Genomic DNA, 14,898 nt, shown 5'->3' on the forward strand with positions numbered 1-14,898 from the left:
TCTTAAAAGAAGAATAAAAAATTTTCACTACTTTGCAGCATCTTTTAGAGTGGCACCATTTGACCGAAAACGCTGGCATGGTCCGACCGGAATACCCAGCTGGCACTACTAACGGATAAGGCTGATCCAAAAGCCTTTGAGGCCATCTACCAGAGGCATTTCGATGCCTTGTTTGCATTTGTGTATAAGGTCATGCAGGACAAGGCTACTGCGGAAGACCTGGTACAGAATATTTTTTTCAGCCTGTGGAAAAATGCCCGTAACTGTAAGGTGAAAGAGATCAAGCCTTACCTTTTTGGGGCTGCCCGCAAGCAGATGGCAAAGGAGTTTAGGAGAAGTAAGTTTAATGCGGATCAGCACGCCTACCTCAGGCAGTTATATGTCACCCACAATACAGAGGAGTACCTGGAAGCAGAAGAAACCAGGAAAAGGATCCTGACGATCATTCAGGGTCTACCCCGAAAATGCCGGCATGTTTTTGAGATGAGCAGGTTTGGCGCTTTAACCAATAGGGAAATTGCCGGCAAGTTGGGCATTTCCGTGTTTACGGTCGAAAACCACATCAAGAAGGCGCTTTCCCACTTGAGGCAGGCGATAGAATTGCTCATTTTTTTTGCGTTCTGGTTCAAATAAGCCTCCTAAAGTTCAGGTAAATATTAGAATATGCTGAACGGGCTAAACTTTCCTTTGAAATTTAGCTTTAATATTTGCCGGCTTCACCTTTATGTATTTATTTTGATTTCGCTTACTTAACCAACAGACATGAACCATTCAGATTTTATCAATAACCTGCAAGCGCAGCAGATGCCGGAAGGTTTATCTGTATATTTACAATCCTTGTGGTTGGATAAAAAAGGTGACTGGGGGCAGGCCCATGGATTAATTGATTCCATGGCTGGGAAAGATGCGGCCTGGCTTCATGCTTACCTGCACCGGAAAGAAGGAGACTTGTCCAATGCAGGCTACTGGTACCGGAAAGCGGGCAAAACCCAACCCGATAACAGCCTGGAAGAGGAATGGGATACCCTGGTACATTATTTTTTGGAAAAGGATGAAGGCTAAGCAAAAGTGGTGGATGGTGATCAGTGATCCCAACAGATCCAATAGCCCTGGCCAATACCGAATTGTTTTTTAGTAACTTTGCAAATTACCGAATTAAAATCTACACGGATGAAAATAGCATTGATTGCCCATGATGGGAAGAAAGCCGATATGGTTCATTTTCTCAGCCGCTCCAAAGAAGCTTTGGGGGGGATTTCCCTGGTAGCCACCGGTACTACAGGTATGCACATAGAAAAGTCGGGGTTTGAGGTGGAGAAATTATTATCCGGACCGATTGGCGGGGATGCCCAGATTGGGGCCATGGTGGCACAGAAGGAACTGGACATGGTAATATTTTTCAGGGATCCCCTGGGAAAACACCCCCACGAACCGGATGTACAAATGCTGATGCGCATTTGTGATGTGCACAATGTACCCCTGGCCACCAACCTGGCAGCAGCCGAATTGATGTTCAAAAATTTGAAATAAGCGCGCATATTTACTTACAAACATGACAGATCAACCTATTAATATAAAGAAAATTGGGGTACTTACTTCCGGAGGAGATGCTCCTGGGATGAATGCCGCCATCAGGGCAGTGGTGCGGGCCGGCTTTTATTACAAGCTGGAGGTTTATGGCATCTACCGCGGTTATGAAGGGATGATCAACAACGATATCCGCAAGCTGGAAAATAAATCCATTGCGCATGTGCTGGAGAGGGGAGGGACATTTTTAAAATCGGCCCGAAGCGAAGAATTCAAAACCGTAGAAGGCAGACAAAAGGCCTACAATAACCTCAAAAGCCATGGTATAGATGCATTGGTAGTAATCGGAGGGGATGGTTCGCTTACAGGAGCCCATTTGTTTTATAAGGAGTTTGGTATACCGGCCGTGGGATTGCCCGGTACCATCGACAATGATCTATTTGGAACGGACCTGACCATCGGTTTTGACACGGCCTGTAATACGGCCATAGAGGCCATTGATAAAATCAGGGATACGGCTACTTCCCACGACCGCCTGTTTTTTGTAGAGGTGATGGGCAGGGATGCCGGCTTTATCGCCATCAATGCCGGGATTGGTAGTGCTGCTGCAGCCATATTGATACCCGAAAAGAAATTCCCGGTAGAAAAGCTGATTGACCGGCTTAAATTCAGGGAAAAAGCCAAAAAGGAGAGTAATGTGGTGATAGTGGCAGAAGGTGGAAAGAGTGGCGGCGCACAGGAAATCTCCGAGAAAGTCAAAAAAATCCTTCCTACCTATGATATTAAGGTAACCATTTTAGGCCACCTTCAGCGGGGAGGAGCCCCTTCCTCATTTGATCGGATTTTGGCCAGTAAACTGGGTGTTTCCGCTGTAGAGGGCCTTTTGCAGGGCAAGTATGATGTGATGGCAGGGATTATCAATAATAAAATTGTTTTTACGCCCATCAAAAGGGCCATCGTAGATGATAAGCAAGTGGATGAAGAAGAATTGCGAATAGCGGGGATTTTGTCTACCTAAAATTATTGCCTGGGTTTATTCCACCATTCAACCCAGACCATGCATTAGGAATCGTAATAGATCGTATTTCGGGTCCAAGCTACTTATATCCCGGGAGAATGGCTTTGTTAATAATAAGCCTCATTTCCGGGATCTTTTTGACGGCGTTGGAACAGTCCTGATTTCTTATAATTTTCAAGGTGGATTAGATTTAAATCATTTGAAATTATTTCTTTTCGAATCCAATTAAAAATCGAAAGCCCTTACATTTCCTCAATTTTGGCTAAAGCCGGTATTTTTGGAAAATTATTTTTTGGAATGGGCTAAAGCCGCATTCCTATTGAAGAGGTTTTGTTCATTTACCAGCGCTTAATTTAAGGTGATTTGCCATGTCCTTCAAAACTCCTACTATTTTCTTTTTACTTGTGTTTTTGTTGGTGAAAATTTCCTTTTACTACAATTTTTAATCATATTGTAACCATTACATCAATTATCTTTTTCAATACTTCAATAAACCTATTAACTCATGAAGAAAAAAATCCAGCATTTGCAGCAAAGCCACCATGACCTGGCCAAGGAAAAGCCCTCTTTAAACAGCCCCCTTGAAACTATACCTACCGAACCTGAAAATGACCGCAGGTCTTTTTTTAAAAAAGCCGCTTTAGGTGGGCTGAGTCTCGGGGGAATGATGATGATGCCTCTGGAGGATACCCTGGCACATACGACTTCTAAAGTCAACCGCCTTTCCAATCCTTCCGATTTGAAGATTACAGACATGCGCATTGCCCAATATGGCAATGTTCCCATTTTGAAAATATATACCAATCAGGGGATCCATGGTTTGGGAGATGTAAGGGATGGAGCAGACAAGCGCTATGCCCTGATGCTGAAAAGCAGAATATTGGGTGAAAACCCCTGTAATGTGGAACGGATTTTTAAAAGAATCGAACAGTTTGGATGGCATGGCAGGCAGGGAGGCGGTGTCTCCGGCGTAGAAATGGCCCTCTGGGACCTGGCCGGAAAGGCCTATGGCGTCCCCCTTTACCAATTGATGGGAGGTAAATTCAGGGATAAAGTCAGGATCTATGTGGATACCCCCACCGTAAGCGATCCGGATGAGTTTGCCAATAAAATGAAGGAAAGGGTGGACTTGGGCTTTACCATGCTCAAAATGGATATAGGCATTGGATTGATCAAAGATGAAAAAGACACCCTGACCAATAAATCTCCCTGGGGACCCATGCGGGGCTGGTCGGATCAGGATGTGATGAGTTATACCCAGACCCCGCATCAGTTTACCCATGTGCAGATTACCCAGAAAGGACTGGAAAGGATGGTGGAGTATGCAGCCAAGGCCAGGGCCAAGGTGGGCTATGAAATCCCCTTGGCCATCGATCATTTTGGTCATATGGGCTACAATGAAATGATCAAACTGGCAGAGGCTTTCGAACCTTATAACATCGCCTGGCTGGAAGACCTCATTCCCTGGCAAAATACCGAACAATGGAAAAGGATTACCGAAGCCATTACCACGCCTACCCTGACGGGAGAAGATACCTATCACAAAAAGAATTTCAAGGATTTGATTGAAAACAGGGCGGTAGACCTGGTACATCCGGACCCCGGAAGTGCAGGAGGGTACCTGCAAACCAAAAAAATCGGTGATTATGCCGAGGAGTATGGCATAGGCATGGCCTTGCACCATGCCGCTTCTCCCATTACCTTTATGGGTACCATCCATGCCGCAGCAGCTACTTATAATTTCATTGGCCTGGAACACCATTCGGTGGATAATCCCTGGTGGGAGGACCTGGTCACTGGTATAGACAAGCCCTTTGTGAAGGATGGCTATGTGGAGGTACCTGAATCTCCCGGAATAGGTTTGGAATTGAATGAAGATGAAGTAAAGAAGCGGTTAAGGGAAGGGGAGCAGTTTTTTGCACCTACCGATGACTGGAATGAAATTCGCTCCTGGGACAGGACCTGGAGTTGATACAGTGCAAAGGCCCGGTGAACTTAACCGGGCTTTTTTGTTATCCAATTAATGGCTATTTTTATCCTGCAAAATATTCAGCTAAATCTATTTCGCAAAAATGAGCCAATCAAAAGACATATTTTCTATCCTCCTACAACTGGCCGTTGCCGGTCTGGTCGTTATTTTTACCGCTTATCTCCTGCCCGGGATCGTAGTCGATGACTGGATTACAGGGGTGATCATTGCGGCCTTGCTGGCCTTGCTGAATATCACCATCAAGCCCATTCTGATCTTTCTGACCATCCCCATTACCATTGTCACCCTGGGCTTGTTCTTATTGGTGATCAATGCCTTGCTGGTCCTGATTGCGGCAAGTATAGTAAGTGGATTTACCGTCGATAATTTCTGGTGGGCCCTCCTTTTTAGCCTGGTGCTTTCTTTGGTAAATTCCATTTTGGGGATTTCCCTGGGCAGTGGATTCCGGAAATGATGCCTTCAAATAGCCGGCTTTTCTTTGGCTGCTTCAGGTGAAATCGGAAAGATTAACGGGTAGGGACCGGTCCTTTATTCTTTGGTAGTAGACAGGTGCCTCACCTTTTACCTGCAGGGCATGCGGACCGGCAGGGCTTTTGGGAATGCCTACGGCAAGCAGGTATTTTTCTTCGGTTAGCAAGGGGTTGATCGGGTTTTGCTGCTGCAGCTCAAATACGTCAAATGTAACGTCAAATGGTGGCTGGCAATATTTTCTGATGGCCTCCTGAATCATAAACATTTCCTCTTCCGGATCAATACCGGTGATGGTTTTATTGTCTGAGACCCCGACAATGATGTTTCCCCCCTCCGTATTGGCAAAGGCCAGCAATGTCCGGGCAATTTTTCTTTGGCTGCTGATGCTTTGTTTGTAATCCAAATGCTGTCCTTCCGGTTTTGAAAGCAGATTTTTAAAAGCATCATTGTTTTTTTTAGGAGAAAACATTTTTTTAAAAGGTAAAAGATTGTAAATTATAGGAGAGTTTGTATGAGCAATATTAAATTTTTATTTAATTGTAAACAAAAACAGCCATATACGTTTCACCTACAGCTAAGTGTCAAATGAAATCGAGCATGACGGGAACGCCACACATTGGAATGATTATCCAACATGAGACCTGCCTGCCGGTAGGCAGGGATTCCACCCCGACCTTCGGTACGGGACAAGTTATGGCCTATTAAAAAAAATTAAACACATGAAATCGACACGATTAAAATTATCATTAAACATACAGGGCAATGATTATTTTAATTGTCAAAGATTCCATCTGACCAATAAAAAAATTATAACAGATGAAATATCCAAATGAAGGTTTTTCCCCTGAAACCATAGCCAACTTAAAAAGAGAATTAGAGGAATCCGGTAAATCCTTTAAGATTGTACCCAGCGAGGATAATTCAGAAGAATTTGTCAATTTCTATTTTATTGGCAAATATGAGGGTAAAGATGTGATTTATGATGCCGCCTTGTATACGCTCAGGCTTCACTATCAGAGTGAGTTGTATGAGCTGGCAGAGCATGAAGCCGCGAAAAAATTTCCGGATTTCCATGGGATATCCTATGAAGAGGATGAGAATGGCAACCTGAAACCCTTAAAAACCGATGAGGAAGAGGTGGGTTGGTTTATCACTGAACTCATCATGGAAATGGAAGAGGAGGGAACCGTAAAAGTCCAGGAGTTTGTGGACCTGGATACCCACCATGATTTTGGAATCGGCCTGGATGCGGCCCTTAACATTGAAAGCATAGACGAAGAAACCCTCCAAAAATTTGTAAATTCCTTTAACAACGATTCCTTACGACTGGACGACACTTTCTATACTTTCCAATCTGAGGAAGAGGAGGATGAATTCTGAAGGTAAAATACTTTTAATTATGGCCAACATTTCCGGCATGAGCAGGTTTTGAAGCTATGTTAAAAGTGGCCTGGTCTAAAATCTATGCGCATCCTTTGCCGGAGGGGCACCGCTTTCCTATGGAAAAGTACGAGCTCCTTCCCGAGCAATTGCTTTATGAAGGCACGCTGAGCTCCGAAAATTTTTTCACTCCGGAAACCGCGGAGAAGAAATGGATCCTCCAGGTCCATGAGGAGGAATATTTTGATAAACTGCTTTCTCTGGGATTAAGTGCTTCAGAAATCAGGCGCACAGGCTTTCCTTTGAGTCAGGCCCTGGTACAAAGAGAAGTACATATCATGCAGGGTTCCATGATGGCTGCCGGCTTTGCTTTGGATTTCGGGGTAGGTATGAACATTGCCGGAGGTACCCACCATGCCTATAAAGATAAGGGAGAAGGGTTTTGCCTGCTGAATGATATTGCCATTACGGCTGCATTTCTGATCAAAGAACATGGCTTAGGCAAGGTGTTGGTGGTGGATCTGGACGTGCATCAGGGAAATGGAACCGCCAAAATTTTTGAGGACAACCCGCAGGTATTCACTTTCAGCATGCATGGGGCCCACAACTACCCCTTGCACAAGGAAATTTCTGACCTGGATGTTCCCTTGCAGGACAAGACCGATGACAGTACCTACCTGAACTTGTTGAATCATCACCTGCCGGAACTGATGGATAAATTTGAACCTGATTTCATCATTTACCAGTCGGGGGTGGATGTGCTGGCAACAGATAAACTGGGTAGGCTTGGCATGAGTATTCAGGGCTGCAGGGAAAGGGACCGGATAGTTTTGGAAACAGCCAGGCGACACAGGGTACCTGTCATGTGTTGCATGGGGGGAGGTTATGCCAAAAAAATAAACGATATCATAGAAGCACATGCCAATACGTTCCGGCTGGCTCAGGAAATATTCTTTTAAACCCTTTATTTTAAAAATAGAAGAGATGAATGATTTGAAAAAAATGTGGCTGGCCTATGCGGTGGGAGGCTTATTGCTGCTGGGAGCAGGATTGAGTTTTTTTGGCGAGGCACTGCTTCTGAAATGGGATAATGCACCGTTTTTGGAATGGTTTCTTTGGGGGACCTTTGCGCTGATTGTTTTCAATGCGGGAATATCTCTTTTTGGACAGGCAGTCATTTACAGAATGAAACTGGAAAAACAACAAAAGCCTTAAAGTGAATTTTTATATCTGGAGCAAGCAGGTAGCACCAGGTTTTTTTTGAAGCCCTTCCATTTTTAATTGAAGCAGGGAAGCACCCAGGGCTAAAGGCTTTCTTTGCAGGTAATAATTGGAAAATAGCAATGAATTAGCGGATTAATTGACCCGGAAAAAATTGTAAAAGCATAAGAATCCTTATATTTGCCCCAAATAATTTAAAACCATAAGAAGTGAGAAAATTTACTACAATTATCAGCGCATTAGCAGTATTTGGATTGCTCAGCGGGGCATGCAACGCTCCGGCACCTGAGGGGGAGGTTACCAATATTGCAGATGAGGTGAATATTGCTGACCTGAAAGTGGCCTATATCATCACGGACAGTGTCATCAATAATTTTGAATATTTTAAAGAAAAATCTGCTGAAATAGCCGAAAAAGGCAAAAAGTACGAGGGAGAATTGACCAGCAGGGCCAGGGGATTTGAACAGGAAGTTCAAAATTTTCAAAGTTCGGCTTCCTCCATGACCATGAACCAAGCCAGGGCAAAGGAGGAAGAATTGGTAACCAAGGAAAGAAACCTGGTGGCCTATAGGGAAAACATCATGCAGGAATTGTCTGCCGATGAGACCAAATTGTACAATGACGTTTACGATATGATCCAGGAATACCTGAATGATTATGCCGCAGAGCATGACCTGGAGATGATTCTGTCCTACACCAGGGGTGGAGGCGTATGGTATGCCAACAAAACCCTGGACATTACAGATTCAGTGGTCAAGGGAATCAATGAAGACTATAACAACAAAGAAGGAGATTCAGCTGCATCCGAAAAGGAGGAGACTTCTGAGGAAGAGTAAGGGCAATGATCCTTTTATTTATCAAATCAGGCCCGGAGATCCCGGGCTTTTTTGTTTTTAGTTTGAATCCGGGTAATTGGTATTCTACCTTTAGTTTACTATATTCCAAGTAAGTTATCAATTAAATTCTTTTCAGGTAAATATTTAAATTTTAACCAATCAAAATGGAAATAACCAACTTTCTAAAGCACCATTACAGACATTTCAATGCAGCAGCACTAATCGATGCAGCTGAAGCCTATAAATCCCATTTGGATAACAATGGAAAAATGATGGTTACCCTGGCAGGTGCCATGTCCACGGCAGAGTTGGGCATTTCTCTGGCGGAAATGATCCGCCAGGATAAGGTGCAAATCATCACCTGTACCGGAGCCAACCTGGAAGAAGATGTATTTAACCTGGTGGCACATGATTTCTACGAAAGGATTCCCCATTACAGGGAATTGTCGCCTGCCCAGGAACAAGACCTGCTCAACCGGCACATGAATCGCATCACGGATACCTGTATTCCCGAAATGGAAGCCATGAGGAGAATTGAAGATGTCATCCTGCAGGAATGGCAAAAAGCGGATCAGGCGGGGGAACAGTTTTTTCCTCATGAATTTTTCTACAAAATATTGCTTTCCGGAAAACTGGAGAAAGATTACCAGATAGATCCGAAAAACAGCTGGCTCATGGAAGCTGCAAAAAAGAACATACCCATCATCGTTCCGGGCTGGGAAGACTCTACCCTGGGCAACATGTATGCCGGCCACTGTATTTCCGGAGATATCAAAGATGTGCATACGGTCAAGGGCGGCATACAGTACATGATCTACCTGGCAGATTGGTATACAGAAAATGCCAAGGAAGAAAGCAAGGTTGGCTTTTTTCAGATCGGCGGGGGCATTGCGGGTGACTTCCCCATCTGTGTGGTACCCATGTTGCACCAGGATTTGCAGCGGGATGGCATTCCCTTGTGGGGGTACTTTTGTCAGATTTCTGATAGTACGACCTCCTATGGCTCTTATTCAGGGGCAGTACCCAATGAGAAAATCACCTGGGGAAAGCTGGGCCTGGAAACACCCAAATTTATCATTGAATCGGATGCCACCATCGTAGCACCTTTGGTCTTTGCCATTGTGCTGGGGCAATAAACGCCTGCTCATGGAAAGGAAAATGACCTATATAACCAAAGCAAGTGCCATCATGGCACTTGCTTGTTGGTTTTATCTGCCCTTGCCTGCGCAGGATTCAATGGCAGTCAATCAGGTATTTTCCCTTGATTATGATGAACACCAACCCATCATGGGTCCGGATGGCAAACTCTTTTTTACCCTGGCCTACCATCCCGACAACCAAAACGGGATCAATGATCCCGGAGACATCTGGTATGCAGCAGAGAAAACAGGAGGCTTTGACAGCCCCCGGCGCTTGCCCCAGCTTTCTACACCCTATTATGACCTGCTGATCGGCTTTATCCACCCCGATACCCTACTGGTTTACCACCAAAACCTGCAAAACAGGCAGGTCATACAAAGTTACTACCGCACAGGTTCGGAATGGCTAAGGGGAGAAGCCCAGGATTTGCCTGGTTTTAAGATCAATGGCGATCATTTTAGTGCCCGGCTGCATGCCGGCGGCAGCTTGATGGTCATGTCCATGGATTCCTTCGGGACCTATGGCAATGAAGATATCTATGTTGCCTTCAGGCAGGGAAAGGCCTGGTCCAGGCCGCTTAATCTGGGTGCTGCCATCAATACTTCCCAACAGGAGCTGAGCCCCTTCCTTTCGGCCGATACCCGTACCTTGTATTTTTCTACCAACGCCCGCGGCGGTGAAAAGAGCATGGGCGTTTATTTCAGCCAAAGGGAGGGAGAAGGTTGGAACGAATGGAGCCTTCCCCGCAGATTGAACCTGCCAGCCATGGAAGGTTTTGATTTATATTACTTCCCGGACCCAACCGGTGAGAGGGCCTTTTTTACCAATACCCAGACCAGTGATGGCTATGGGAATATCCTGTTATTAGGCGATTTTAAGGCAGAGGCATTGGTAGCAGAAGTTGATGAGGTTTTGCCTGCTGTGGTGGAGGAAGCCGAAATGCCGGACCTGAGTCGGGAGAAGGATGAAACAGAAACAGAAACTGCTGTCCAGGATGCAGAACCCATGGAAAACAGGGTTTCCTTCGACCAATTGGATAGGGGAGAAGCCGTGATTCTGGACCAGCTTTTATTTCAAAGAGGCAGCTCAATTTTGGCTGACAGTGCAGGTATGGCGCAATTGGAGGATCTGGCAACCTATCTGCTGTCTCGCCCGGAAACCGTAATTTCGGTAGATGGCCATACCGATAATTATGGTAGTGCCAGACTGAATGAGCGGCTTTCGCTGGAACGGGCGCAGATGATCAGAGATTTTTTGGTGGAAAAAGGGGTTGACTTTGAGCAAATCCGGGTCAATGGCTGGGGTGGCAGGCGGCCCATTGCCACCAACCGCAATGCAGCGGGAAGGGAAAAGAACAGAAGGGTAGAAATCAATGTATTAAATCAACCATGAAGTATGACAAAAAAACCAATCACCTCTAAAGTGCCATGGGCGGCAGGGCTGCTGCTCATCATCCTTTCCTGGTCCTGTGGGGAAAGCCAGGTAAAGGAAAATGCCGCTGAAATAGAAAATGCCCCCTCCCATAAATCATGGGAAATGGTGCCCTTCGTGAAAATGGATGAAGCCAATCCTGTATTGCTGCCTGGGGATTTGACCTTTATCTGCCCCATTTTGGAGGCCTCTGTCAAATGGGAAGAGAAAGATGTCTTTAACCCTGCGGCGCTGGTCAAAGACGGAAAAATCAACCTCCTTTACAGGGCGGAGGATTCCATAGGCAGTAATAATGGTACCTCAAGGATTGGTTTGGCTTTAAGTGAGGATGGGTATACCTTCGATAAACTACCGGAGCCGGTTTTTTATCCGGAAAATGACAGTTTAAAACCGCTGGAATGGGATGGGGGTGTGGAAGACCCCAGGATCGTAGAAAGTGAGGATGGCAGGTATATCATGACCTATACCAGTTATGATGGAGAGGTGGCCAGGCTCATGCTGGCTGTCTCGGAGGACCTCATGGATTGGGAAAAGCATGGCCGGGTATTGACCGGCGAATTTAAAGATACCTGGTCAAAGGCAGGAGCCATCGTAGCAGAGAGGCAGGGCGATAAAATTATTGCCAGGCAAATTGCAGGCAAATACTGGATGTATTTTGGGGATACCGATCTTTTTTTGGCTCATTCTGAGGACCTGCTTCATTGGGTTCCGTTGGAAACCGATGGGGCGTTGAAACCTGTGATGAAGCCTCGGCCCGGTTATTTTGACAGTCGCCTGGTAGAATCGGGGCCGTATGCCTTGCTTCGAAACGAAGGGATAGTGCTCCTTTATAATGGGATGAACCTGGAAGAGGGGCAAGAGCTGGATCCTTCCCTGCCGCCGGGGGCCTATTCTGCCGGTCAGGCCCTGTTTGATGGTGATGATCCTTCCAAACTGATCGATCGTTCCGAAACTTATTTCATGACTCCGGAAGAACCTTATGAAATTGAAGGACAAGTAAATCTGGTTTGCTTCATTGAAGGAATGGTGCCCTATAATGGTAGCTGGTTTTTATATTACGGGACTGCCGATTCTAAGATCGCTGCGGCCGTTTATGAGGAAACAGGCATGCGCTAATGGGGCTAAAAAAAGGAACCCCGGCGTAACCTTTTCAGGTATGTACCGGGGTTCTGTTAATTGAGAGAATTAACAGTCTTTAAGGGGGCAGAATTAGTTTGGTCCACCGCCTCCCATGACGGCACCGCCGGCACCACCATCGCCCTCTTTTAAATCTTCATTGGTCACGCCTCTTTTCTTCCTTCTGCCTCCATCGACACTTAGTTTTCCAATCCGGTAAGAGAAGTTAATTTTGAAGTTCATATAACGCATACTGGTGACACTTTCCTGCATGATGGTAGGAGTCACCAACTCATTTCGGATTTTAAATTCAGGGGTGAAAAAGTTTTCTGCTCCGAATCCGATACTTCCTCTTTTTTCAGCAAATTGCTTGTTTATGCTTAAGCTGTAGATACCAAAGCCCCCGGATGAACCTTGTAATTGAACCCTTCGGCCCCGATAGAAGCTGAATGCCTGGATTTGCCAGTCATTTGGTAGGCTGTAATTTCCGAACAGCCTTCCGCTCAATACCAACCCTTCGTTTTGTGCAGCAAATGCAGGATCATCTAAGCCATTATCCAATTGGGCAAAATAGCTGTCTATGGATCCATTTAGCGAAAACTTACCTGAAATGTTGATGTTGGAGAACACGCTCAGGCCATACGCTCTTTCATTTCCTATGTTCTCGTAGGTGGTGAAGATCACGTCGTCATCCTGAATGGTTCTTACCGGTTGGATGGATCCGGTGGTATTTCTCAGGTAGGTAGTGAAATTAAGCGATGTTCCTTTAATAAACGTGCTGTAGGATAATTCGTAATTGTCTGTAAGTTCCGGATCCAATAGCGGGTTTCCCTGTGTGATTTGTTGGGGGTTGGCCGCTTCAATGTTTGGGTTCAGAAAATTCAGGGAAGGCCTTTGAATTCTTCGGTTATACGCCGCTTTTAACATATTTCCATTTTCCAATTTTCTACCGAAGTTCATGTTTGGAACGAAGGTTCCGTAAGAAGGTATATCGGCAGGCAAATCAGAATCAAGAAAATCAGCCTCTATATTGGTGTATTCGTAGCGCATTCCTGCTTTGATGGTATAGTGTTCCAGGAAGCCCAGTGTGTAGGATAAGTATCCTGCGGTTACATTCTGGTCGTAATTAAACTTATTGGAAAGGCTAATATCGTCCACTTCTTCAAATTCCCCATCGGCTCCTTCTGCCCGGAAATACGCAAAGTCACTGACGGCTTTCCGAAGAATGTTTTTCGCACCGTATTCCAAAATCTGGTTATCACCTGAGCCCATGGGGCTGACATAGTCTAATTGAACCGTGAATTCTTCGTTAAGGTTATCGTTGTCATTTTTCAATCGGCTTACTACCTGGTCAAACGACTCGTTATACAAACTGTTGATAAAATCATTGGTTCGGTTGTTTCGGCTATACAAGCCAGACACACTAAATTCTTTCCCTTTTTTCTCAAAACTTTTGGTGTAATTATAGCTTACATCCACACTGTTGGAGAGATTATCTGTACGTACATCTCGCAGCAACTCACTTACCAATACATCTTCCACATAGGTTTCGGTGGTCAGGTCATCCTGGTTCATTTTCATGTTTCTCAGACCAAAACTGACGGAAGTGGTCATGAAGTTAAATTTGTTGATTTCGTAGTCCCATCCAAAATTATACCTTCCGAACATCATGTTATTGCGGGTATCGGCAGCTTGAAGTATCCGTCTGTCAGGTCCATCGGCGGACAGCAGCGTTTGCTCATTTTCAAACCCTCCCAGTATATTATATCCGGCACGACCAAATCCGCCCAGACTAAAGCCCATTTTCCCTTTTTTAAGAGCGGCATTCAATCCCAAATTAGATCCTCTTATCCCGGCACTGGTATTGATGTTCAGGGAAGCACCTTGTAACTTATTTTTCTTTGTCACAATATTGATTACCCCTCCGGTGCCTTCCGCATCGTATTTGGCAGACGGGGAGGTGATTACTTCTACCGACTTTATTTCTTCGGCAGGAATTTGCTTTAATGCATCGGCAATATTGTTGGCCACAATGGCGGATTGTTTGTTATCGATCAACACCAGGATATTACTGCTCCCTCTCATGGATACATTGCCATCCAGATCTACGGTAAGCATGGGAACCCTCCTGAGCACATCGGAAGCATCACCACCAATGGTTGTTTTATCATTTTCTGCATTGTATATGGTCCGGTCCACCTTTTCTGTGATAAGGCTCCGCTGACCCTGCACCGTTACTTCATCCAATGCTACAGACGATTCGGACAAGGTGATGTTTCCCAAAAATAGGGAAGGGGTATTTGGACCCACTTCGATGTCCTCCCTGACAATGGCATCGTAACCTACATAGCTCAATTCTACTTTGTATTTGCCGGCTTCCTTTACGTTAAAAAAGAATTCTCCATTATCATCGGCAACCCCGCCAGCCAAAGAGGCTTCACTTTCGGCTTTCTTCAACATGGCAGTAGCATAAGGAACAGGTTCACCCGTTTCCTTGTCCACCACTTTACCTGAAATCTTAAATTCCTTTTTTTCAGCGTTTCCCTGGGCGAATGCATCCGGGGAACCTATCGCAAGATAGAAGGTTGTCAATAGTAATAATCCAAATAGCCTTTTCATTATAGTAGATATGTTAAAATAAGTTGATCTCTGTTAATATAACTGCAACAAAGGAAAATCTTTCCCCTCTTAATAAAAAATGCAATAGATGGGCTGCCCCCATCCATCGACAAATGTCACAAAACATCAGACCAATGATTTTTTAAACT

At 45.1% G+C, this 14,898-nt stretch carries 15 protein-coding genes; 13 read left to right on the forward strand and 2 right to left on the reverse strand.

Annotated features, from left to right (window positions below):
• Positions 1-99 precede the first annotated feature (99 nt).
• From GL182_RS08040 to GL182_RS08065, 6 genes are all read left to right on the forward strand, one after another.
• Positions 100-633 carry an RNA polymerase sigma-70 factor gene (locus GL182_RS08040; protein WP_262889332.1) on the forward strand — a complete coding sequence of 178 codons (534 nt, stop codon included), beginning with the start codon at positions 100-102 and terminating at the stop codon, positions 631-633.
• Positions 634-762: 129 nt separating this feature from the next.
• Positions 763-1,062 carry a hypothetical protein gene (locus GL182_RS08045; protein ID WP_163379160.1) on the forward strand — a complete coding sequence of 100 codons (300 nt, stop codon included), beginning with the start codon at positions 763-765 and terminating at the stop codon, positions 1,060-1,062.
• 108 nt (positions 1,063-1,170) lie between these two features.
• Positions 1,171-1,530 (forward strand): methylglyoxal synthase, encoded by a 360-nt coding sequence (locus GL182_RS08050; protein ID WP_163379161.1) that lies wholly within the window; start codon positions 1,171-1,173, stop codon positions 1,528-1,530.
• A 22-nt stretch (positions 1,531-1,552) separates the two neighbouring features.
• Positions 1,553-2,545 carry a 6-phosphofructokinase gene (gene pfkA, locus GL182_RS08055; RefSeq protein ID WP_163379162.1) on the forward strand — a complete coding sequence of 331 codons (993 nt, stop codon included), beginning with the start codon at positions 1,553-1,555 and terminating at the stop codon, positions 2,543-2,545.
• A gap of 505 nt (positions 2,546-3,050) precedes the next feature.
• A complete protein-coding gene (locus GL182_RS08060) occupies positions 3,051-4,517 on the forward strand; it encodes a mandelate racemase/muconate lactonizing enzyme family protein (RefSeq protein ID WP_240469740.1) in 1,467 nt (488 codons plus the stop codon).
• A 100-nt stretch (positions 4,518-4,617) separates the two neighbouring features.
• Positions 4,618-4,989, forward strand: a complete 372-nt coding sequence (locus tag GL182_RS08065) for a phage holin family protein (RefSeq protein WP_163379163.1) — start codon at positions 4,618-4,620, stop codon at positions 4,987-4,989.
• 33 nt (positions 4,990-5,022) lie between these two features.
• On the opposite strand, the gene GL182_RS08070 is transcribed toward GL182_RS08065, so the two are convergent.
• A complete protein-coding gene (locus tag GL182_RS08070) occupies positions 5,023-5,475 on the reverse strand; it encodes a helix-turn-helix domain-containing protein (RefSeq protein WP_163379164.1) in 453 nt (150 codons plus the stop codon).
• Positions 5,476-5,822: 347 nt separating this feature from the next.
• Here GL182_RS08070 and GL182_RS08075 point away from each other — a divergent pair, with 347 nt between their 5' ends.
• The 7 genes from GL182_RS08075 to GL182_RS08105 all read left to right on the forward strand — a co-directional run bounded on the left by GL182_RS08075 (position 5,823) and on the right by GL182_RS08105 (position 12,130).
• Positions 5,823-6,386 (forward strand): hypothetical protein, encoded by a 564-nt coding sequence (locus tag GL182_RS08075; protein WP_163379165.1) that lies wholly within the window; start codon positions 5,823-5,825, stop codon positions 6,384-6,386.
• A gap of 56 nt (positions 6,387-6,442) precedes the next feature.
• On the forward strand, positions 6,443-7,345 hold the full coding sequence (locus GL182_RS08080; RefSeq protein WP_163379166.1) for a histone deacetylase: 903 nt from the start codon (positions 6,443-6,445) through the stop codon (positions 7,343-7,345).
• Between the two features lie 25 nt (positions 7,346-7,370).
• On the forward strand, positions 7,371-7,601 hold the full coding sequence (locus GL182_RS08085) for a hypothetical protein (RefSeq protein WP_163379167.1): 231 nt from the start codon (positions 7,371-7,373) through the stop codon (positions 7,599-7,601).
• Positions 7,602-7,816: 215 nt separating this feature from the next.
• Positions 7,817-8,443, forward strand: a complete 627-nt coding sequence (locus tag GL182_RS08090) for an OmpH family outer membrane protein (RefSeq protein WP_163379168.1) — start codon at positions 7,817-7,819, stop codon at positions 8,441-8,443.
• A gap of 164 nt (positions 8,444-8,607) precedes the next feature.
• Positions 8,608-9,579: a deoxyhypusine synthase family protein gene (locus tag GL182_RS08095; protein ID WP_163379169.1), complete on the forward strand. Its 972-nt coding sequence runs from the start codon at positions 8,608-8,610 to the stop codon at positions 9,577-9,579.
• Positions 9,580-9,589: 10 nt separating this feature from the next.
• A complete protein-coding gene (locus tag GL182_RS08100) occupies positions 9,590-10,975 on the forward strand; it encodes an OmpA family protein (RefSeq protein WP_163379170.1) in 1,386 nt (461 codons plus the stop codon).
• Between the two features lie 3 nt (positions 10,976-10,978).
• The gene (locus GL182_RS08105) at positions 10,979-12,130 is read left to right on the forward strand and encodes a glycoside hydrolase family 130 protein (RefSeq protein ID WP_163379171.1); all 1,152 of its coding nucleotides are present in this window, start codon (positions 10,979-10,981) and stop codon (positions 12,128-12,130) included.
• Positions 12,131-12,223: 93 nt separating this feature from the next.
• On the opposite strand, the gene GL182_RS08110 is transcribed toward GL182_RS08105, so the two are convergent.
• Positions 12,224-14,749, reverse strand: coding sequence for a TonB-dependent receptor domain-containing protein (locus GL182_RS08110; protein ID WP_163379172.1), 2,526 nt, complete (start codon positions 14,747-14,749; stop codon positions 12,224-12,226).
• Positions 14,750-14,898 lie beyond the last annotated feature (149 nt).

The organism is Cyclobacterium sp. SYSU L10401, from assembly GCF_010993705.1.
GTDB lineage: Bacteria > Bacteroidota > Bacteroidia > Cytophagales > Cyclobacteriaceae > Cyclobacterium.